The 24,279-nt window shown below is 69.3% G+C and carries 4 protein-coding genes; all 4 read left to right on the forward strand.

Annotated features, from left to right (window positions below):
* Window positions 1-29 precede the first annotated feature (29 nt).
* From LV75_RS02970 to LV75_RS02985, 4 genes are read left to right on the forward strand one after another with little or no spacing between them, the layout of a single operon-like run.
* A complete protein-coding gene (locus tag LV75_RS02970) occupies window positions 30-4,496 on the forward strand; it encodes a non-ribosomal peptide synthetase (protein WP_253885061.1) in 4,467 nt (1,488 codons plus the stop codon).
* Window positions 4,493-19,423, forward strand: coding sequence for a non-ribosomal peptide synthetase (locus tag LV75_RS02975; RefSeq protein WP_253885062.1), 14,931 nt, complete (start codon window positions 4,493-4,495; stop codon window positions 19,421-19,423). The genes LV75_RS02970 and LV75_RS02975 overlap by 4 nt, the downstream gene beginning before the upstream one ends.
* Window positions 19,420-23,187 carry a non-ribosomal peptide synthetase gene (locus LV75_RS02980; RefSeq protein ID WP_253885063.1) on the forward strand — a complete coding sequence of 1,256 codons (3,768 nt, stop codon included), beginning with the start codon at window positions 19,420-19,422 and terminating at the stop codon, window positions 23,185-23,187. Before LV75_RS02975 ends, LV75_RS02980 begins: the two co-directional genes overlap by 4 nt.
* Entirely contained in the window at window positions 23,184-24,266 is a 1,083-nt protein-coding gene (locus tag LV75_RS02985; RefSeq protein ID WP_253885064.1) for an ABC transporter substrate-binding protein, read from the forward strand. The genes LV75_RS02980 and LV75_RS02985 overlap by 4 nt, the downstream gene beginning before the upstream one ends.
* The last annotated feature ends 13 nt before the right edge of the window (window positions 24,267-24,279 follow it).

The following is a 24,279-nucleotide window of genomic DNA, read 5'->3' on the forward strand; positions in this document are numbered from 1 at the left end:
AGAGTTCCGACCACGAGAGGCACCCGGCCGTGGGCACCGACACCCCCAGTCCCGACCGCGCTGCATTGCGCCGTGACCTGCTGCGCAGGCGGCTGGCCGAACGGGGCCTCGCCGAGGCGCCCACCGCGGTCGCGGGCCGAGCGGGCGCCGAGCACCCGCTCTCGCCCGGGCAGCGGCGGATGTGGTCGCTGCAGCAGTTGGACCCCACCTCGGTCGGCTACAACATCCGCATCGCGCTGGACCTGGTCGGCCCGCTCGACCACCAGCGGCTGCACACCGCCGTGCGGGACGTGGTGGCCCGGCACGACATCCTGCGCACCACCTACCGCATGGGCACCGAGGGCGACCTCAGCCAGGTCGTGCACGCCGACCTGCCGCCCGCAGTGGACCACCACGACGCGCGTGACCCGGAGCGGGTCGGCGAGCTGTGCCGGTCCTTGTCGGCCAAGGCGTTCGACTTGGCGGTGGATTCCCCGCTGCGGGTCCGCACGATCGCGACCGGTCCCGACGCGCTGACCCTGGTCGTTGTCGCGCACCACATCGCTTGGGACGACGGCACGTCCGCGGTGTTCTTCGGTGAGCTGGTGGCCGCCTACCGGGGTGCGACCCTGCCGCCCGCCCGCCAGTTCGCCGAGATCGCCCCGACAGCGATGCCCGGTGCGGTCGATCACTGGCGCCAGGCGCTGTCCCCGCTACCGGACCTGGTCGAGCTCCCCGTGCTTAGCGCTGCTGGCCCCAGCGCGGGTGGGCACGACCAAGCGCGTCCGCTGATCCCGGGTGCTGCTGGGCGGGTCCGTGAGTTCGCGCGCCGCGAAGGTGCCTCCTCGTTCATGGTGCTGCTCGCTGCGACCTCCGCGCTGCTGCACCGCTACACCGGCGCCGACGACCTGCTCATCGGCGCACCCGTGGTCAACCGCGACATCGACGGCGGCGACGCCGTCATCGGCTACCTCGGCAACACTATCGCCTTGCGCATGCGAGTTGACCCTGCCGACACGTTCACCGCCTTAGTCGCGCAAGCCCGGCAGGTCTGCCTTGCCGGCTACGCGCATCAAGACGCCGACCTCGATGACGTTGCCCGCGCGGTCGACCCAGATCGAACTCGCGGCGGCGCCAGCCTCTTCAACGTCGTGTTGTCGCTGCGCACCCCGGTGCTAGAGCCCTTCCGCGCCGTTGGGCTGCGCGCCACCCGTAGGCATGTCCCCGGTGATGACGCCCGCTTCGACCTGACCCTCGCGGTCGAGACCGACGGCGACGACCTGACCGTCGAGGCCAACCACCCCGCCGCCGCGGGTGCGGTCGAGCTGGTCGCGGGCCTGCTGGCGCACCTCGACCGGCTGCTCGACGGCGCACTGTCCACACCGGACTCCCCGGTCGGCGACCTCGACCTGCACGACGGCACCGAGCCCGACTGGAACGACACCGCAGTCGCGCCGACGGTTACCTCGCTGCCGGACTGGTTCAGCGCCCAAGCCGCCCGGACCCCGGACGCGCCCGCGGTGCTGGCGGGTGGTGAGCGGATCACCTACCGCGACCTCGACGAGCGGTCGAACCGGCTTGCCCGGGCGCTGATCGCGCGCGGAGTCGGTCCGGAGAACACCGTCGCCCTGTCGATCCCGCGCTCGGTGGCGATGGTCGTCGCCGTCCTCGCGGTGGCCAAGGCGGGCGCGGCCTACGTGCCGGTCGACCCCGAGTACCCGGCTGACCGGGTTCGGTTGATGCTCACCGACTCCGCACCCGGGCTCGTGCTGACCGTCGCCGACGCGTTGCCACCGATTCCCGGCGTAGACCGGGTCCTGCTCGACTCCCTCGATCTGTCCGGCGAGTCTGCCGCGCCCATCGGGGATGCCGACCGCGTGACACCGTTAGACCCGGACCACGCCGCCTATGTCATCTACACCTCTGGCTCGACCGGCGTCCCTAAGGGCGTCGTCGTGTCGCACCGCGCGCTAAGCAACCACCTGGCGTGGTCGCTGCGCCGGTTCAAGGGCCTGACCGGGCACACCCTGCTGCACTCGTCGATCTCCTTCGACTTCACCGTGACCCCGCTGCTGGGCACCCTGGTCGCAGGCGGCGCGGTTGAGCTGTGCGCGGACTCCCCGGACGCCATCGCCGAGGCCGTCGGCACCGCCACCTTCCTCAAGATCACCCCCAGCCACCTGCCGCTGCTGGCGTCGGTGCGGCTCGCCGACCACGGCACCCTGGTGATCGCCGGTGAGGCGCTGCACGGCGCCGCGCTGGGTGGCTGGACCGCGCCAGCCGAGCTGGACGTGATCAATGAGTACGGCCCGACCGAGACGACCGTGGGGTGCCTGCTGCACGAGGTGACCGCCCCGGTCGCCGACGGCGCGGTGCCGATCGGGTCGCCGGTGGAGAACACGACCTGCGTCGTGCTCGACGCCCGGCTGCGGCCGCTGCCGGTGGGCGTCGTGGGCGAGCTGTACGTCGGCGGCGTCCAGGTCGCGCGCGGGTACCTGGGGCGGCCCGGGTTGACGGCCGCCAGGTTCGTGGCCGACCCGTGGGGCGCTCCAGGATCCCGCCTCTACCGGACCGGTGACCGCGTGCGCCGCTTGGCGTCCGGGGCGCTGCAGTTCCTCGGCCGCGTTGACGACCAGGTCAAGATCCGCGGTTTCCGGGTCGAACTCGGCGAGGTCGAGGCCGCGTTGCTGCGGCACCCCGGCGTCGACCAGGCCGTGGTCACCGTGCGCGAGCGCAGTCTCGCCGGGTACGTCGTTGGGTCGGCCGATCCCGCCGCCGTGCGCGAGTTCGTCGCCGCTGAGCTGCCCGAACACATGGTCCCGGCCACGATCACGGTGCTCGACGCGCTGCCCCTGTCGCCGTCGGGCAAGGTCGACCGGCGCGCGCTGCCCGCACCGGTGGTCGCCTCGGCCGGGGCACGTCCGCCCGCCAACGACGTCGAGCGGACGCTGACCGACCTGTTCGCCGAGGTGCTCGGGCACGACGCGGTCGGCGTCGACGACTCGTTCTTCGAGCTCGGCGGCGACAGCATCGTGTCGATCCGGTTGGTGCGGCGGGCGCGGCAGGCAGGGTTGCGGATCACCCCGCGGGACGTCTTCGCGCACCGGACCGTCGCCAAACTCGCGGCCGCCGCCGAGGTCGAACAGGCTGAGCAGGCACCGGTTGTCGTTGACGACGGTGTTGGGCTGGTGGAGCTGACGCCGATCATGCGGACTTTCCGCGACCGCGGCCCGATCGGTGACCGGCACCGCATGTGGTTGGTGCTGGACGGTCCCGAGCTGGATCAGCCGCGTCTAGAGCGGGCTGTGCAGCTGCTGCTAGACCGGCATGACTCCCTGCGCGCGGTAACCGATCCGGACCTGCGCTTCCGGCCGGTCGGTGAGGTTACCGCCGCCTCGGTAGTGCGACCGGCGACCGGCGAGCTCGCCGAAGAGTTGGAGCGCGCGGCAGCCGAACTGTCTCTTGTCGACGGTGTTGTGCTGCGCGTGGTGTGGTTCCCGCGCCGAGTGCTGATCGTCGCGCACCACTTGGTCGTCGATGGGGTGTCGCTTCGACTCTTGGCCGAAGACCTAGGTGCCGCGTGGCGGTCCGGTCAACTGCCAGCGGTCCGCACGTCGTTCCGCACGTGGTCGCGTGGCCTGGTCGAGGGTGCTGCTGCGCGGTCGGGCGAGATACCTCTATGGCAGACAGTGCTTAGCGGGCCGAACGCGGTGCTTGGGTCGCGGCTGCCGGATCCCGCTACAGACACCTGGTCCACCGTGCGTACCCACACCGTGACTCTTGACGCTGCCTCGACAGAGGCAGTGCTGACCGAGGTGCCCGCCGCGTTCTTCGCTGGGGTCGATGACGTACTGCTGGCCGCGTTCGGGTTGGCTGTCGCGGACTGGTCTGGAGAGCGCACAACGCTGGTACTGCGTGAGGGCCACGGTCGCGAGGAGCAGGCTGTGCCGGGCTCTGACCTGTCCCGCACCCTGGGGTGGTTCACCAGCCAGCACCCCGCCCGCCTCGACCTCACCGGCATCGACGTCGCGCAGGCTCTTGCCGGTGGCGCTGCTGCGGGTGCGGCGGTCAAGAGGGTCAAGGAACACCTACGCTCGCTACCCGACCACGGCATCGGTTACGGCATGCTGCGCCACCTCCACCCGGACTTGGACGTGCATCCGCAGTTGGGCTTCAACTACCTGGGCCGCTTCGAGTCTTCTGACAAGGACTGGACTCCAGCCGCAGGCGGAATCGGTGCCGCTTATGCCGAGGACATGGCGCTACCCGCCGGACTCGTCGTCAACGCCGTTGCCGAGGACGGCCCCACTCTTACCGCGCACTGGATGTATGCCGAGCAGGTCTTCACCGCCGAGCGCGTGGCCGCGCTGGCGCAGCGGTGGATCGACGCGCTCAAGGCTTTGGTCAGCCACGCCAAGGGGCCGGGCGCGGGCGGCCGCACCCCGTCGGATGTCGGGTTGGTGTCATTGAACCAGGGGCAGCTCGACGCCCTCGAGGCGAGGTGGAAGCGTTCGTGAGCGCGATCGAGGACATCCTCCCGCTGTCCCCGCTGCAGTCGGGGATGCTGTTCCACTCCACTTTGGACGAATCGGGGCAGGACGTCTACCTCGCCCAGTTGGTGCTGGACCTGGCGGGCCCGCTGGACCCGGCGCGGCTGCGGGCCGCGGTCAACGGTCTGACCGCCCGGCACTCGGCGTTGCGCAGCGCGTTCGTGCGCGATGTCGGCGACCCCGTCCAGGTGGTGCTGGCCCAGGTCGAGGTGCCGTGGATCGAGGAGTCGGCCACCGAGGAGCGGGCCGCGGAGTTGCTCGCCGCCGACCGCGCCACCCGGTTTGACCTCGACCAGCCACCGCTGATCCGCGCGATGCTGCTGGGGCTCGGCCCTGAGCGGCACCGGCTCGTGTTGACCAACCACCACCTAGTGATGGACGGCTGGTCGACGCCGCTGCTCATGCGTGACCTCTTCGCCCTCTACGCGGGGGAGCACCTACCTGCGGCGCGGCCCTTCCGGGATCACCTGGCGTGGTTGGCCAACCGCGACAAGGCAGCGTCAACGGCCGCGTGGAAGAACGCTCTCGGCGATGTCGACTCAGCGACCTTGCTCGTGCCTGCCGCCGTTAGTGCCCCTGCGGTCCTCCCCCGCGAAGTGGTGCTCGACATCCCCGGGCTCACCACGTTCGCCCGAGCCCAAGGGGTCACGACCAACACGGTCGTCCAAGCAGCGTGGGGCATCCTCACCAGCAGGTTGACCGGCCGCGATGACGTCATCTTCGGCGCTACCGTGGCCGGTAGGCCTGCCGACCTACCGGGCGTCGAGTCGATGGTCGGCCTGTTCATCAACACGATCCCGGTGCGGCTGCGGCTGAACCCGGGGGAGACCGTCACCGACCTGATGGCCCGGCTCCAAGACGAGCAGGCAGAGCTACTCGACCACCAGCACGTCGGCCTCGCCGACGTCCAGCGCGCGATCGGCTCCGGCGTGGGCGAGCTGTTCGACAGCCTGGTCGTGTTCGAGTCGTTCCCGTTCGACACCGGTGCCATCGATGCCGCCGTCGCCTCGACCGGGCTGCGGGTCACCTCGACCGGGCGCCCCATCGCCACGCACTACCCGGTGACGCTCATGGTGATGCCGCGCGGCGACACCCTGGAGTTCACCCTCAAGTACCGACCGGACCTGGTCACCGATCCCGAGGGCCTGCTGGGCCGGTTGCGGGACCTGCTCGCGGAGATCGTCACCTACCCGCGCGCCTTGGTGGCCGTGCTGGGCAGGGTGGCCGTCGACCTGCCCCCGGCGATCCCGGCAGTGCCAACACCCGGGGCCACCTTGGCCGAACTCTTCGCCGCCCAGGTGGCCCGCACACCGGACGCGCCCGCCGTCGAGTTCCAGGGTGACACGCTCACCTACGCCGAACTCGACGCCAAGGCCGAAGCGCTCGCCGCGCGGTTGCCGGTCGGCCCCGAAGACCTCGTCGCCCTCGTCCTGCCCCGTTCGGCCGACCTCGTCATCGCGGCGCTGGCCGTGGTCAAGGCGGGTGCGGGGTACCTGCCGATCGATCCGGGCTACCCAGCCGACCGCATCCGCGCGACCCTCGACGACGCGGCCCCGGTCGCCGTCATCACCGCCCTGGACGACGACGTCCCCATCCCCACCCACCGCAGCAGTGCCAATCAGGGCAGTGCCAATCAGGGCAGTGCGGACCAGGGCAGTGCAGACCAGGACAACGTCGCCTACGTGATCTACACGTCCGGCTCCACCGGCACCCCCAAGGGAGTCGTGGTCACCCACCGGGACGTCGTCACCCTGTTGACCGCCGCGCAGCCGTCGTTCGGGTTCGGCCCCGACGACGTGTGGACGCTGTTCCACTCGTTCGCCTTCGACTTCTCCGTGTGGGAGATGTGGGGGCCGCTGGTCACCGGTGGCAGGCTCGTCGTCGTCCCGCACGAGACCAGCCGCTCGCCGGAGGACTTCCGGGCGCTGCTCGCCGAGCAGCGGGTCACCGTGCTGAACCAGACCCCTTCCGCCTACTACCAACTGAACACGGTGGGGCTGCCCGACCTGCGCGTGGTCATCTTCGGCGGAGAGGCATTGGACCCGACCCGGCTCACCCCGGGCCCGCGGCTGGTCAACATGTACGGCATCACCGAAACCACCGTGCACGTCACCTTCCGAGAGTTGGACTCAACGGCGACAGGCAGCGTCATCGGCCTGGGTTTGCCGGGCCTGACTGTTCACGTCCTCGACAGTTCCCTCGCACCAGTGCCGGTAGGCGTGCCGGGCGAGATGTATGTCGGAGGCGGACAACTTGCCCGGGGCTACCTGGGCCGCCATGGGCTTACCGCGTCCCGCTTCGTCGCCAACCCGTTCGGTGAACCGGGAAGCAGGCTCTACCGCAGCGGTGACCTTGCCCGCTGGACCGAGTCCGGCGAGCTGGAGTACCTGGGGCGGGCTGACGACCAGGTCAAGATTCGCGGTTTCCGCATCGAGGTCGGTGAGGTCGAGGCTGCTCTCGCCACCGCGCCAGGCGTGACCCACTGTGCTGTTGTCGCCCGCGCTGACGGGCCGTCTGGAACACACCTGGCGGCCTACTTAGTGGGTTCGGCCGATATCCCCGCGATCCGCGAACACTTGCGGGCACGGCTACCGGAGCACATGTTGCCCGCCGGGTTCGTCGTCCTCGACGCGCTTCCGCTGACTGGCAACGGCAAGCTCGACCGTCGCGCGTTGCCGCCATTGGACTTCGGTGCCAACACCGGCCGGGCGGCCTCCACCGATACAGAACGGCTGCTCGCTGACCTGTTCGCGCAGGTCCTCGGCCGCGACACCGTCGGCGTCGACCAGTCGTTCTTCGAGCTCGGCGGCGACAGCATCATCTCGATCCAGCTCGTCGGCCGCGCCCGCGCAGCCGGGGTCGTGCTCTCTCCCCGGCAGGTCTTCGAGTTGCGCACGGTCGCTGAGCTCGCCGCCGCGGTCGACGCTGCTGTGGTCAACGGTGCTGTGGTCAACGGTGCTGCGGCTGTCCCCGAGCGGCTGATCGAGGCGGACGGGACCGGGCGGGTCACCCCGACGCCGATCATGCGCACGTTCCTGGCCAGGGGCGGGCCGTTCGCCCGCTTCTCGCAAGCCGTCCTGGTCCCAGTGCCCGCGGGTGCCACCCGGTCCACCGTGGTCGGGGCGCTACGGGTGCTGCTCGAGCACCACGACCTGCTGCGGGCCAAGTCCGTCCTCGGCGACGAGCACGAGCTCACCGTCGCCTCGGTCGGTTCGGTCGACGCCGAGCCGCTGGTCCACCGGGTCGAGCGGACCGACGACCCCGACCTGCTGCGCCGCGAACACACCGCCGCCGTCGCCCGGCTCGACCGCGCAGGCGGCGTGCTCGCCCAGCTGACCTGGTTCGACCCCGGGTTCGCACTGCTGACCTGCCACCACGTGGCGACCGACGGCTACTCCTGCCAGATCCTCGCCGAGGACCTTGCCTCCGCACTGCGCGGCGAACCGCTGCCGCCGGTGCTCACCTCGTTCCGCGCCTGGGCCGAGCGCCTCCCGGCCGTCGCTGCGGCGCGAATCGCCGAACTGCCGCTGTGGCGGGACATCGTGGCCAGCCCGGACCCGGTCCTCGGCGCGGGCAGGCTCGACCTCGTCCGCGACACCCGCGAGACCGTCCGCCAAGTCACCGCCGCGCTCCCGGCCGAGGTCACCGAAGCGCTGCTCACCGTGGTCCCCGCCGCGTTCCACACCGGGCCCAGCGAAATCCTGATGGCCGCGTTCGGGCGTGCGGTAGCCACCTGGCGCGGCACCGGCGAACCAACGACCTTGATCACCGTCGAGGCCCACGGCCGCGAACAGCACATCGTTGACGGTGCCGACCTGTCCCGCACCGTTGGCTGGTTCACCACGCAGTACCCGGTTCGCTTAGACGCCACCGGTGACCCTGCCGCGACCGTGAAGCGCGTAAAGCAACACCTCGCGGACCTGCCTGACCGTGGGGTCGGGTACGGGCTGCTGCGGCACTTCACCGACTCCGGACTCGACGCGTTCCCCGAGCCGCAGATCCTGTTCAACTACATGGGCCGTGTGGCGCCGCCTAACGACGATCCGCTCGGCTTCGCCCAGATCGGCTTTGGTGGCGTCGCCCCCGCGGCCGACCCCGGCCTGCCCGCGGCAGCGGCTCTTGTGGTCAACGCGGTGGTACCCGACGGTGCTGGCCTGGAGATCCAGCTGCGCTACCCGGCGAGCCTGTTTGTCGAGGACGAGATCACTCGGCTGGCCGACCTGTGGGCGGCAGAGCTGACTGCCCTTGCCGGGTACAAGGGCCTGGGTGGACGCACGCCATCCGATCTGCCCCTGGTTCGCGCGACCCAGGCCGATGTCGAGCTGTGGGAAGCGCGCTTCCCAGGACTAAGCGATGTCTTGCCGTTGTCGCCACTTCAGCAGGGCCTGCTGTTCCACGCCAACTACGACGCCGACGCGGTCGACTTCTACTCCGTCCAACTGGTTGTCGACCTCGATGGCCCGGTAGACGTCGACCGGCTTCGTGCCGCTGCCACCGCGTTGGTTGCTCGGCACCCGGTGCTGCGGACGGCGTTCAGTGACGAGTCCAGCATCCCCGCACAGGTTGTCTTAGCTGAAGTGACTCCCAGCCTGGTCGTGCTCGACATGACCACTGTGGAGTTTGACGAGTTCCTCGAATCCGACCGGCGAGCACGCTTCGACCTCACGTGTCCGCCGCTGGTACGGCTAACGCTGGTCCGGCTAGGTGAAGACGACCACCGGCTCGTAGTGACCAACCACCACCTCGTTCTCGACGGCTGGTCAACACCGTTGGTGGTCCGCGACCTGTTCGCCCTTTACGAGAACCGCACGCTGACCGTCCCGCCGCGCCCCTACCGCGACTTCTTGGCTTGGTTGACCCGCCGGGACCACGATGCCTCTCTTACCGCCTGGGCAAACGCTTTCGCTGGCGTCGATGAACCGACCCTGCTCGCGAGCGCGGACCTGCGTGACGCCTCCGTCTTGCCCGCCGAGGTCGTCGACCTCGTTCCCGCGGACCTGACCGCGCGCCTGACCCAGGTCGCGCGCGGGCACGGGGTCACGCTCAACACCGTGCTCGCCGCCGCCTGGGGAGTCGTGCTCGGCGCGCTGACCGGCCGCGACGACGTCGTGTTCGGCCTGGCCGTGTCCGGCCGCCCACCGGAGTTGGCGGGCGTGGAGTCCATGGTCGGCCTGTTCATCAACACCGTCCCGGTCCGGGTCGCCTGGTCCCCGGCGGACCCCGTGGCGACCCTGCTGGCCCGGCTGCAGGACGCCCGCACCGGCGTCCTCGACCACGAGCACGTCGGGCTGAGCGACATCCAGGCGCTGACCCCGGTCACCGGCAGGCTGTTCGACACGCTGATGGTCTTCGAAACCTTCCCGCTCGACACCGCCGACCTGCTCGACCCCACCCGCGCGGGCGGTCTCTCGGCCCAGGTCGGCTGGTCGCGCGGGTACACGCACTACCCGCTGACGCTCATGCTGATGCCCGACGGCGACCTGCTGCGGATCAAGCTCGAGTACCGCACGGACGTCTTCGAGCGCGGTGCCGTCGCCCAGGTCCTCAGCCGGGTGCTCGCGGTGCTGGGCGCGTTCGCCGACGATCCGGGCACCGCCCTGTCCCGGGTGGACGTTCTCGGCGCGGTCGAACGGGACCGGGTGCTGCGCTGGAACGACACAGACCTGCCGGTGCGGCCTGTCACTGTGCCGGACCTCATCGCCGAGCAAGCGCCTAACGCGGTCGCCGTGGTGTGCGGGGACTCTTCGCTTACCTTCGCCAACCTTGGCGAGCGGTCAGATCGACTTGCCGCGCACCTGGTGTCGCTCGGTGTCGGGCAAGAGACACCGGTCGGTCTGCTGCTGCCGCGTTCAACCGACGTGATCGTCGCGATGCTGGCCGTGTGGAAGGCAGGCGGTGTCACCGTCCCGCTCGACCCGAACTACCCGGCAGAACGGGTGGCATCTGTGCTGGCCGAAGCCAGCCCGGTAGCTGTAGTCACCCACCGGGCACTGGGTAGATTTACCTGTCCCACGGTGTTCGCCGACGAGTCCACGACGTGGACGGGACAAGGACAACCACAAGGACCTGTCGGACCTGATTCGGCTGCCTACATCGTCTTCACGTCAGGTTCCACCGGTAGGCCCAAGGGGGTCGTCGCGACCCACCGGGGCGTGGTGAACCTGACTGCCGCCCACCGGAGGGCTTTCATCGACCCGGCGGCCGAGCGGTTGGGACGGCCTGTGCGGGCGCTCAACGTGCTCTCCTTCGCCTTTGACGGCTCGGTGGACCCGCTGCTGTGGTTGTTCGCCGGCCACGAGCTGCACATCCTGCCCGACGAGCTGATCGGCGACCCGAGGGGAATCGTCGACCACACCCGGGCCCACGCGATCGACTTCATCGACGCGCCGCCGTCCCTGATGGATCTGCTCATCCCCGCCGGGCTGCTCGACGGGCCGCTTAGCGTGGTCGCCACCGGCGCGGAAGCGGTCGGCACCCGGTTGTGGGATCAGTTGGCCGAAGCTGATGTGACCGCGCTGAACCTCTATGGGCCGACCGAGTGCACGGTTGACGCGCTGTGGACACTGGTCGACGCTGGCGATCCGCACATCGGGCGCCCCGTGGCCAATAGCCACTCTTACGTCCTCGACTCGGCCTTGAGACTGGTCCCGGTAGGCGTACCGGGCGAGCTCTACATCGCTGGTGCCGGGCTAGCACGCGGGTATCTGGGGCGACCGGGGGAGACAGCGGTTCGGTTCGTCGCCAACCCGTTCGGTGCGGGGCGGCTCTACCGGACCGGGGACCTGGTGCGGTGGACGGAGTCCGGGACCGTGGAGTTCCTGGGCCGGGTCGACGACCAGGTCAAGATCCGGGGCTACCGGGTCGAGCCGGGCGAGGTCGAATCCGTCCTGAGCGGACTCCCCGGTGTCACGCAGGCCGCTGTGGTGGCCCGCGACGGCAGGCTCGTCGCCTACCTGACCGGCACGGCGTCCGCGGAGCAGGCGCGCGCCGACCTCGTCCGACTGTTGCCCGACTACTTGGTGCCTGCCGCGATCGTGCCGCTGGGGGCCCTGCCGCAGCAGCCCAACGGCAAACTGGACCGCCGCGCGCTGCCCGCCCCCGACTTCGCGGGGCAGTCGGTCCGGCAGCCCTCGACCGACACCGAACGCCTGGTCCACGGGCTGTTCACCGAACTGCTCGATGCCCGGCGGATCGGGGTGGACGACTCTTTCTTCGCGTTGGGCGGGCACTCGCTGCTCGCGGCCCGGCTGGTCGCCCGGCTACGCGCCGAGGTCGACGGCCCGCTGTCGATCCGTGCCGTCTTCGACACCCCCACTGTCGCGGGGCTCGCCGCGCACCTCGACAGCCTCACCGGAGGACCCAGTCGTCCCGCTCTAAGAGCCGAGACTCGTCCAGAGCGGATCCCGCTGTCGGCAGCGCAGGCACGCCTGTGGTTCCACGACAAGCTCAACGGTCCGTCAGCGGCCTACACGATGCCATTCGCGTCTCGGCTGACTGGCCCGCTCGACCTCGATGCACTACGTCTCGCGTTCAACGACGTCGTGGCCCGGCACGAGAGCCTGCGCACGGTCCTAGAGGAGCATGACGGCGTCCCGTACCAGCGTGTGCTCGACGCGGTAACGGTGCCGTTCACGGTTGTCGACACCACCGACCCCGGGAAGGGCTTGGCTAAGGCTGCCGCTGAGCCTTTCCAGCTCGATAGGGACATCCCGATCCGGGTGGCTGTGTTCCGCGTTAGCAGCAGCGAGCATGTGCTGCTGCTGTCGATTCACCACAGCGCCGCTGATGAGTGGTCCACCGGGCCGTTGCTGCGCGACCTCGCTACCGCCTACGCGGCCAGGTCTGTAGGCATGGAACCTGCCTGGACGGCGCTACCGGTCCAATACGCGGACTACGCGCTCTGGCAGCAGAAGGTTCTCGAGAGCGTCGCTGGCGAGCAGTTAGCGCATTGGAGTCGTGCGCTTGATGGCGCACCTGACGCCATCGCGCTGCCGGTAGACCGCCCGAGACCAGGCAGCCCTATCGCGGGCGCTGGAAGAGTCCGGGCCGCGATCCCGGCCGAGACCGTGGCCCGGTTGCGCTCGGTGCTGGCCGACACCGGCGCCAGCGAACTCATGGCCGCCCACGCCGCGGTCGCCGCGCTCCTGCACAAGCTGGGCGCCGGTGCGGACATCCCGCTGGGCGCGTTGGTCGCCGGGCGCGGTGAGCAGGCCGTCACCGACCTGGTCGGCTTCTTCGTCAACACCGTGGTGCTGCGCGTCGACCTGTCCGGCGACCCGACACCGCGAGAGCTGCTCGTCCGGGTCCGCGCGGTCGCGTTGGCCGCTTACGCCAACGCCGACGTGCCGTTCGAACAGGTCGTCGAGGTGGTGAACCCGGGCCGCGAGCCGGGCCGCCACCCGCTGTTCCAGACCTTGGTCGACTACTGGAAACCCGACGGCGCCGCGACCGGCCTACCGGGACTCGCCACGACCGTGGTGGACCCTGGCGCGCCCGCCGCCCCGAAGTTCGACCTCGCCTTCGGTGTCACCACCGGTTCCGGCGGCGAGCTGCTCGTGTCGGCGGAGTTCGCCGAGGACCTGTTCGACCGGGCCACCGTCGAGAGCCTCCTGGTCCGGCTGCGACGCGTTGTCGAGGCGATGGCCACGACCCCGGACCTGCGGTTGTCACAGGTGAGCGTGCTCGACGACCAGGAACGCCACCTCGTGGTGGCGGCGTGGAACGACAGGGCTGTCCAGGCAGCCCACGGCTCCGAGCACACCGCGCTGGACCTGTTCGCCGAGCAGGTGGCGGCCACACCGGACTCGCCTGCCGTGGTGGGGGGCGGGACGGCGACGTTCCGGGAGTTGGACGACCTGTCCGGCAGGCTCGCCGCGCACCTGGTGTCGCTTGGTGTCGGCCCGGAGGACCGGGTCGCGGTAGTGCTACCTCGCTCAAAGAGCGTTGTGGTCGCGATGCTGGCTGTGTGGAAGGCCGGCGGCGTTGTCGTGCCGGTGGACCCCACTTACCCGGCTGACCGCATCGCCCTTGTGTTGGACGACGCGAACCCCGTAGTGGTCGTGGGCGCTTCTGTGCCCGGCAGGACCGTAGTGTTGGAGGACCCGGCTAGCTGGACTGGTACCGGTAGCCCTGCCGGAGCCGTGAGCCCGGACTCGGCCGCGTACCTCATCCACACCTCCGGCTCCACCGGCCGACCCAAGGGTGTTGTTGCTACCCACCGCGGGTTGGTCAACCTCGCTTGGTCACACCGCCAGACGGTGATGCCACAAGAGCGGCTGCGTGTGTTGAACGCGGTGTCGTTCGCCTTCGACGCTGCTATGGACCCCTTGCTGTGGCTGTTGTCCGGCCACGAGATGCACATCCTCGCCCAAGAGGCCATGGGGGACCCGCGCGCGATCACCCGGTACGTCCAGTCCGCAGGCATCGACTACGTGGACGCGCCCCCGTCTCTGCTGGAGTTGCTCCTGGACGAGGGGCTGCTCGACGGAGACCACCGGCCGAAGGTGGTCGCGACCGGCGCCGAGGCGGTTGGCCCCAGGCTGTGGGATCGGATCGCGGCGGCGGACGTGCTGGGCGTGAACTTCTACGGCCCCACCGAGGCCACCGTAGACGCGTCATGGGCGCGGATCGAGCTCGAGACAGCCCCACATATCGGCGGGCCGGTCGCCAACGCGCGGCTCTATGTACTCGACAACTTCCTGAACCCGGTCCCGCCAGGTATTCCTGGTGAACTCTATGTCGGTGGGCCGGGCGTTGCCCGGGGCTATCACGGCAAGGCAGGGGAGACCGCCGCCAGGTTCGTCGCCAGCCCCTTTGGCGACGGCAGGCTCTATCGCACCGGAGATCTGGTGCGGTGGACCGAGTCGGGGACCGTCGAGTTCCTGGGCCGTGTCGATGACCAGGTCAAGATCCGTGGCTACCGAGTCGAACCAGGTGAGGTCGAGGCAGCTCTTAGCGCTGTCGCCGATGTTCGGCAGGCCGTAGTTGTCGCGCGTGGCGGCGTTCTCATCGGTTACGTGGCCGCGCTACCGGGCACTGATGGCGCTGCCGTGCGCGATGAGGTGGCGTTGGCGCTACCAGCGCACCTAGTGCCATCCCGTGTGGTTGTTCTCCCTGAGTTCCCCTTGCTGCCTAACGGGAAGCTGAACCGCAAGGCACTACCTGCACCGGAGGTAGCAGACGGTCGGGCCCCGGACACGCCTACCGAGAAGGCCGTGGCACGGGTGTTCACCCAGTTGCTCGACCGCGATCAGGTCGGGGCGGACGACTCGTTCTTCGACCTCGGTGGGCACTCGCTGCTGGCCGCCCGGCTCGTTGCCCGGCTCCGGTCAGAACGCGATGTCGACCTGTCCGTGCGTGCGGTGTTCGAGGCTCCCACGGTCGCCGGTCTCGCCACCCTCGTCGACCAAGCTGCCCGCTCCCGCAGGCCTGCCCTTGTGGCACGCCCACGCCCGGAGCCGGTACCGCTGTCGGCCGCCCAGTCGCGGTTGTGGTTCCTGCACAAGCTCGACGGCCCTTCCGGCACCTACAACGTGCCGTTCGCGGTCCGGCTCGCTGGCGTGCTGAACGTCGACGCCTTACGGGCCGCTATCCGCGATGTCATTGCCCGGCACGAGAGCCTGCGCACGGTGTTCTTAGAAGACGGCGGTGTGCCCCGGCAGCAGATTCTCGAAGCTTCTGAGATCGACACACCGTTCGCGGTTCGCGATACGACAGAGTCCGCGCTGTGGGCGCAGGTACAAACCGAGGCCGACTACCCGTTCGACCTGGGGCGCGAGATTCCGATTCGAGCCACCGTCCTGCGACTCGGCGCGATAGATCACGTGTTCGTGCTGGTGGTGCATCACATCGCTAGTGACGAGTGGTCGACCGGTCCGCTCTTGCGTGACCTTGCCGATGCGTATGAGGCCCGCTTCGTCGGGATCGAGCCGGAGTGGGCGCCGCTGGCGGTTCAGTACGCCGACTACACGCTTTGGCAGAACGACCTGCTCGACGGGCTGCTCGATGACCAACTCGGCTACTGGACGCACACCCTGTCGGAGTTGCCCGAGGCCATCCCGCTGCCGACTGACCACCCGCGCGTTGCCAAGGAGAGCAGCCAGGGCGGTGTTGTGCGCTTCGCGGTGCCCGCGAACGTTGTCACCGGCCTGCGCGCGATAGGCCGCGAGGTTGGAGCCACCGACTTCATGGTGGTCACCGCCGCCGTCACCGCGCTGCTACACAAGCTCGGCGCGGGCAATGACATCCCGCTCGGCGCGCTAGTGGCCGGTCGCGGCGATGACGCTGTCACTGACCTTGTCGGCTTCTTCGTGAACACGATCGTCTTGCGCACAGACCTCTCCGGCGACCCCACCTTGCGTGATGTCCTCGCCCGGGTAAGGGAAACCGCGCTGGGCGCCTTCGCCAACGCCGACGCGCCGTTCGACCGCGTCGTCGAAGCGATCAACCCTGATAGGGCTACCGGGCGGCACCCGCTTTTCCAAACGATGGTGGACTTCCGCACTACCGATCTCGGCGGGGCAGCCCTACCTGGCGTGAGCGCCCGTCCGGTCGTCGATGACGCTGCCTTCATCGGCGGGGCGAAGTTCGACTTGGCCTTCAACTTCGCGTCGTTGCCTGACGGATCGTTGGACGGGTCGCTGGAGTTCGACGCCGACCTGTTCGAGCACGCCAGCGCGGAGACCCTGGCCCGACGGCTCGGTCGTGTGTTGGCAACGGCCTCGGCAGAGCCAACGACTCCGCTGTCGCGGCTGGATGTCCTCGACGCCACCGAGCGGGATCTCTTGGTGCGCGGGTGGAACGACACGGCCACCCCGGTCGATGACGTCACTGTGCCCGGGTTGTTCGCGGCTCAGGTCGCGCAGACTCCTGACGCGGTTGCCGTCATCAGCGGCGACGCCCAACTCACGTACGCGGAGCTAGATAGCGCTGCCAATGCTGTTGCCGCTGCCCTCACCGACAGGGGCATCGGTCGTGAGGACATCATTGGCTTGCACCTCGACCGGTCGCCGGACTTGATTGCCGCCATGCTTGGCGTGCAGCGCATCGGTGCAGCGTTCGTGCCACTGGAGCCCTCTTGGCCCGCTCAGCGGGTAACCGATATCCACGGCAGCGCCCGCCTTCGCGCGGTCATCACCGAGTCCGAGGCGGCCCTACCGGACCTGGACGTGCCTGTACTGCAAGTCGCCGACCTGCTCTCGACCACCGAAGTGGTCGAGGCTCCGCTGCACCCCGATGGTCTCGCCTACGTCATCTACACCTCGGGATCCACCGGCACGCCCAAGGGCGCGATGATCCTGCACAAGGCCATCGCGGCCCGGTTGCTATGGCAGCGGGAGATGTTGGGATTCGGTCCCGGCGACGCCGCCTTGTTCAAGGCGCCACTCGGGTTCGACATCTCCATCAACGAGATCTTCTTGCCCTTGGTCACCGGTGGCGCTGTCGTGGTCGCGGCGCCAGGCGCAGAACGGGACGTGGAGTACCTGCTCGACCTCATCACCGAGCACCGGGTCAGCTTCACCTACCTGGTCGCGTCGATGCTGGACATGCTGTTGCAGCTACCCGGCATCACCGCCGTCACCGACACTCTCAAGCACGTGTGGTGTGGCGGCGAGGCGCTCACCCCGGAACTCTTCGACCGGTTCCGCCGCGCCCTCGACGCCACCATGTACCACGGGTACGGGCCTGCCGAGGCGACCATCGGCGTCAGCCACGAGTTCTACCGGGGTGACGCGGTCCGCCGCGGCATCAGCATCGGCCGCCCCAACCCGAACACCCGCGTGCACGTCCTCGACGCGGCGCTCAACCCCGTGCCCGTCGGCGTCCAGGGCGAGCTCTACACCGGCGGTCTGCCGCTGGGCCGCGGCTACGTGGGCGACCCGGCCCAGACCGCGGCGCGGTTCGTCGCCGACCCGTGGACCCCCGGCGCCCGGCTCTACCGCACCGGCGACCTGGCGCGCTGGACCGCCGGGGGCACGCTGGAATTCCTCGGCCGGGTCGACCACCAGGTCAAGATCCGCGGCATGCGGGTCGAACTCCAGGAGATCGAGGCCGCCCTGGCCGCGCACGACGCCGTGCGCCAAGCCGTCGTCGTCACCGTGCGCGGCCCCAGCGGGGCCACGCAGCTCGCCGGGTACTGCACCGGGACGGGGAGCGCCGGGACCGCGCTCGATGGCCACGCGCTGCGCGGCTGGTTGGGGGAGCGGCTGCCCGAGCACATGGTCCCGCCGACGATCCAGGTGCTGGACGCGCTCCCGGTGACCCCATCGGGCAAGGTCGATCGTCGAGCGTTGCCCGCGCCGGACTTCACCGCGAGCCTCCGCACGCCGGTCACCGAGGTCGAACAGTTGGTGTGTTCGTTGTTCGCCGAGGTGTTAGGTCTACCTCGTGTCGGTGTGGACGACTCGTTCTTCTCGCTGGGCGGCGACAGCATCGTGTCGCTGCAACTCGTCGCCAAAGCACGCGCGGCAGGCTTGGCGATCTCACCTCGCGATGTCTTCGACAGCCGCACCGCAGGCGATCTCGCCCGCCTAGTGTCGGATCGCGTACCGGTGGCTATTGAGGCCCCCACCGTGGACGCGGTGGGGGAGGTGCCGCTCACCCCGGTCATGCGGACTGTCTTGTCGCGGGACGGCCTGCGACGCCGGTATGCCCAGGCAGCGGTGGTGGAGGCACCAGCCAACCTCGACCCGGCGGCGCTAGCTACCGCCGTCGAAGCTCTAGTGCGACATCACGACGCGCTTCGAGCGGTAGTTACCTCTACCGGTGACACTTGGCGCTATGTAGTGCCGAAGGCTGGCGAAGTCGACGGACTCGTTCGGCCTGGTAGCGATGATGTGCGCGCGGAGTTGGATGCCGCGGCCGACCGCTTGGACCCCTCGTCCGGCGTGATGCTGCAGGTCGTCTGGTTCCCCGAGGTGATCGGGATCGTGATCCACCACTTCGCCGTCGACGGCGTCTCGTGGCGCATCCTGCTACCGGATCTCGCTGACGCCTACCAAGCCGCCGTCGAGGGGCGGACTCCCGAACTCACCCCGGTCGGCACCTCGTTGCGCGCCTGGGCGTCGGGTCTTGCCGAGGTCGATCGATCGTCCGAAGTGGACTTCTGGAGCGCGACCCTCGACGGGCCTGACACCGCGTTGGGCAGTCGACCGCTTGACCCCACCCGCGATGTCCTCGCCACTGTGCGAGACGTGCGGGTAGAACTACCGGTCGACGTATCGCGAGCAGTCCTGACGGATGTGCCAGACCGCTACTTCGCTCGGATCGACGACGTCCTGCTAACCGCCCTGGGAATGGCCTTCGGTAGGCCAACCTTGGTCGAGCTCGAGGGCCATGGCCGCGAAGACGGTGTCATCGATGGTGCTGACCTATCTCGCACGGTCGGTTGGTTCACCACCGTCTACCCAGTCCGCCTCGATGTCGGTTCGCTCGAACCCGGCGATGCCCTTAAGCACGTCAAAGAGGCACTGCGCGCGGTCCCGAACCGGGGCATCGGGTATGGCCACCTCCACGACACCAACCCGGCCCAGATCACCTTCAACTACCTCGGTCGCTATGGCGGCACCGACGCAGGCAAGCCGTGGACGCAGTCGGGCGAGTACGCCGATATGGCGGGCATCTTTGACCCGACCGCACCGGCACCCAACACCCTGGAGGTCACCGCGCTGACGGAGGACACCTCGGCGGGCCCGGTGCTGCGAGCCACGTGGTCCTACCCCGAGGGCGTCCTCACCCGCGAAGAGGTCATTGACTTGGCCAACCGCTGGCGGGAAGCGCTAATAGCCCTGACGTCGGATTCGGCAGTGGGCGGTCACACGCCGTCTGACATGACCCTGGTCGACATCGACCAGGCCAGCCTCGACGCGTTCGAGGACATGTGGGGCGAACTGTGAGCCGGTCCAACATCGAAGAGGTTCTGCCGCTCGCCCCACTGCAAGAGGGGCTTCTCTTCCACGCTCTGCTGGACGCAGCCGACGATGTCTACACGGTTCGCACTGCGGTGGAACTAGAGGGCGCTGTTGACGCTGCCCGGCTACGGGACGCGGCAGAGGCACTAGTGCAGCGGCACGCGGTGCTGAGGACCGCGTTCGTGCAGAACCCCACCGGCCCGGTGCAGGTCGTGCTGAGGCGGGTCCGAGTGCCGTGGACCGAGGTCGACCTACGCGGCGCTCCTGAACCGCAAGATGAGCCATTCGCACTCGACAAGCCCCCGCTGATCCGGTTTCTGCTCGCCCGCACCGGTGAGAACACCTATCGGCTCGTCATCACCAGTCACCACATCCTCCTCGACGGCTGGTCGGGCCCGCTGCTGCTGCGCGACCTGTTCGCTCTCTACAGCGGCAGCCCACTCCCCAGTGTTCGCCCCTACCGGGATTTCCTGGCCTGGTTGTCCAAGCGCGACAAGGCGACGGGCCTCGCGGCGTGGGCGAACGTCTTGGATGGCATCACCGAAGTGACCCTGGTCGCACCGTCAGCGACGAGTAGGCCGACGAGTAAGTCCGAGAGGCTCGAACTCGCCGAACCCGAGAGTCTGGGACCGGCGGTCAACGCGCTGGCTCGACGCGCTGGTGTCACGGTCAGCACTGTCCTGCACGCCGCGTGGGGAATCGTCGTAGGCAGCCTCACCGGACGCGATGACGTCGTCTTCGGCGCGACCGTGTCCGGCAGGCCCGCCGACCTCCCCGGCGCCGACACCATGGTCGGCCTGTTCATCAACACCATCCCGGTGCGGATCAAGCTCAGCCCCTGGCTGACAGTCGCCGAGCTGCTTCAGCGGATGCACCGCGCCCAAGCCGCCGTGCTCGACCACCACCACCTCAACCTGGGCGAGATCCAAGCCGCAGCAGGTGTCGGAGACCTGTTCGACACCCTCGTGGTCGTCGAGACCTACCCGGTCGACGACAATGCGATCGACGACGTCCGCCAAGCCATGCGACGCGATGGCAAGGCTGTGCGCACCACAGGTGTCGACACCGATGACGCCACCCACTACCCGCTCACCCTCACCGCCGAACCCGGCGAGCACCTCAACCTGGCATTGGAACACCGCCTAACGCCAGAACACGCTCGTCTGGTGGGCGATCAGGTCCTAGCCACCCTGCACGCCCTCACCCAAGACGACCTCTTAGGGCAGGTCAACCGCCCGCGCAAGGCCGCACTTGCCGCGATCGAGCCCCCCAGTCAAACCATCCTCGACCTCTTCGCCGAACACGCAGACTCGGACGAACCAGCGGTCGCCTGCGATGAGGTAGCCCTGTCCTTCCGCGAACTGGATGCACGGTCCACCAACCTCGCAGCGCACCTAGTCGCCACAGGCGTTGGCTTGGAAGATCGGGTCGCGGTGGTGCTGCCACGCTCGGTTGACGTCATCGTGTCGATGCTCGCGGTGTGGAAAGCGGGCGCGGTAGTCGTACCTGTCGACCCGGCATACCCCGCTGACAGGATCGCCGCGACCCTCGACGCCGCACGCCCAACAGCGGTCATCGACGACGCCACGCTCGCGCCCCAGGTCGAGTCGATATACCTGCCGGGACCTATAGGCCCGGATTCCGCCGCCTACATCGTGTTCACGTCCGGCTCGACCGGCCAACCGAAGGGCGTGGTCGCCACCCACGGGGGAGTGGCCAACCTCGCCACCGCCCACCGCGCCGCCTTCATCGACCAGCCCAAGCGGTTCCGCGCGCTCAACCTGCTCTCGTTCGCCTTCGACGGCTCCATCGACCCCCTGCTGTGGCTGTTCGCGGGCCACACCGTCCACGTCCTGCCCGATCACCTCATGGGCGACTCACCCGGCATCGTCGACTACTGCACCCGCCACCGCATCGACTTCGTCGACGCACCACCATCGCTACTCGAACTCCTCATCGCGGACGGCCTCTTCGACACCGGCCTCTCCATCGTCGCGACCGGCGCTGAAGCCGTCAGCCCGCGCCTATGGAACGACCTGCTCGCCTTCGACGGCGTAGCCCTCAACCTCTACGGGCCCACCGAGTGCACAGTTGACGCCACCTGGACCACCGTCGCGCCAGGCTCTCCACACATCGGTAGGCCCATCACGGGCGCCGACGCGCTAGTGCTCGACTCCGCTTTACGCCCGGTCCCGGTCGGGGTCCCCGGCGAGCTCTACATGGCAGGCGCCGGTGTCGCACGCGGGTACCACAACCGGCCCGCCGAGACCGCCAGCCGTTTCATCGCCGCTGACAACGGCACCCGGCTCTACCGCACCGGCGACCTCGTGCGGTGGACCGACAGCGGCACCCTGGACTTCCTCGGCCGCGCCGACGACCAGGTCAAGATCCGGGGCCACCGCGTCGAACCCGGCGAGGTGGCGGCGGCGCTGCTCGCCGACCCCGCCGTCGGTCAAGCCGCCGTCATCGCCAGGACCGACGCGGGAATCACCCGTCTGGTCGGCTACGTGGCCCCCATCGACCTCGATCCGGTCCACCTCCGCTCGACCCTCGCCAGGACCTTGCCCGACCACCTCGTGCCAGCGGCCATCGTCGCGCTCGACGCCCTCCCCACGACGCCGAACGGGAAGCTCGACCGCCGCGCGCTCCCCGCGCCCACCTACGCCACCACGGTCACCCGAGCACCCCGCACCCGCGCCGAACGCGTCCTGTGCGGACTCTTCGCCGATCTGCTCGGCGTCCCCGAGGTCGGTGTCGACGACTCGTTCTTCGCCCTCGGTGGCCACTCCCTGCTCGCCGCCCGCCTCGTCTCCCGCATCCGGGCCGAACTGGGGACCACCCCGGGCCTGCGCGCCGTGTTCGCCGCCCCCACCCCTGCCGCCCTCGCGCGGAGCCTCGACGACACTGACCAAGACCACGCTTTCGACCCGCTGTTCCCGCTGCGGCCGACGGGCACCGCGCCGCCGCTTTTCTGCGTGCATCCCGGCCTAGGTCTGAGCTGGTCTTACACCGGTCTCCTAGCTCATCTCGACGAGCAGATCCCGGTCTATGGCCTACAGGCCACAGACATCACCGGCCCTGCCACGGTCGATAGCGTCGCGGACCACTACGCAGCTCTTATCGCTACCGTCGCTCCCACAGGTCCGGTCCGGCTTCTCGGCTGGTCTCTCGGCGCTGTCTTAGCCCACGCCATTGCCTGTCGCATCGACCGAGTCGCCAGCCTCGTCTTAGTCGATGGCTACCCCGGTGGGGACCAACTGGTCGAGCAAGACCCAGCAGCGGCGTCACGCTTTCTGCACGAATGGCTCCTGCGCGCTGGCTACCTCGTCGACGACATCGACCCGGCCACCATGACCCCCGAACTCGCTGCGGACCTCGCAGAGGTAGGGCTCCTCGCGGGTCTAGGCGCCGACCGGATTCGCGACCTCGCCGACGGTATGCGCGCAGTCGCCAACGTCGATACCAGCGTCAAACCCGGCCTCTATGACGGAAACGCCCTCCTAGTGCGCGCAACACCAGGAGGCGACCCCACCGCGTGGGAGCCCTACCTGGCCGGGCAGCTCACCACCCACACGGTCGACTTCGCCCACGAAGCGTTGATGACCCCACAAGCCCTCCGCTCGGTCGGCCCGCTTATCGCGGACGCCATCAACACAGCCGCCATCAACACAGCCGCCGTAAGCACGGCCGCCGTAAGCACGACCGCTATCAGCACAGCCGCCATCAGTAGAGCGGACGAGGACAGATGAACGAGTACGCACCGCAGAAAGGCACGTCCATGGTCAACACCACCCCGCGCCCGTTCCCCCGCAGGCTCTTCCTGACCGGCTCGGCCGCGGGCGCGCTGACCCTGGGCCTGGCCGCCTGCGGTTCCAGCGACACGCCGACCCCGACGAACGCCCCGGCCGCGGGCGGCGGCACCCCGGCACCCGGCGGCTTCCCGCTGACCCTGGAGGGCGCCGAGGGCAAGACCGTCCTCCCGGCCCAGCCCACCAAGGTCGTCACCGTCGGCTTCATGCGCGACGTCGACGAGGCCGTCTCGCTCGGCGTCATCCCGCTGGCGATCACCCCGCAGACCAACTTCGACTCCGGCCTCGCGCCCTGGGTCGAGGCCAAGCTCGCCGGTGCCAAGGCGCCCCAGCAGCTCGAGGTCGAGGACAACCTGCCGTTCGAGAAGATCACCGAGCTCGCCCCGGACCTGATCCTGGCCACCGACAGCTACACGCTGGCCGACGACTTCGCCAACCTCACCGCGATCGCCCCGACCCTGTCCTACCAGGAGGACGTCGCGGAGGACACCTGGCAGACCAGGGCCAAGCGGATCGGCGCCGCGCTGGGCAAGGCCGACGCGGCGACCAAGGCCATCGCCGAGGTGGAGACCAGGATCAGCAGCGCCAAGGACAAGAACAAGGCTGCGCTGGAGGGCAAGACCTTTACCTTCAGCCTGCTCAACGCCGAGGGCCAGCTCGCCACGGTCATCCTGCCTACCGACGCCTCCGCCCAGTTCCTCTCCCAGCTCGGCCTCAAGCTCGCCGACTCGGTCACCAGCCTCCAGCAGGCGGGCCCCACCGGGCGCGCGGTCGTGGCCCAGGAGAACACCAAGCTGCTCGACGCCGACGTCGTGCTGTTCTCCTTCCGCACCGCCGACGAGCGCAAGCAGGTCGAGGGCGACCGGTTGTTCCAGGCGCTGCCCGCGGTCAAGCGCGGCGCGTACGTGCCGCTGGAGGTCGGCGAGGCGCTGTCCATGGCGTTCCCGTCCACCCTGAGCATCCCGTTCGCGCTCGAGGCGATCGTGCCCAAGGTCGTCGCCGCGGCGACCAAGGCCTGACGGCGCCGACCGT

Origin of the sequence: Actinokineospora diospyrosa, assembly GCF_024171925.1 — a bacterium.
Taxonomy (GTDB): Bacteria; Actinomycetota; Actinomycetes; order Mycobacteriales; family Pseudonocardiaceae; genus Actinokineospora; species Actinokineospora diospyrosa.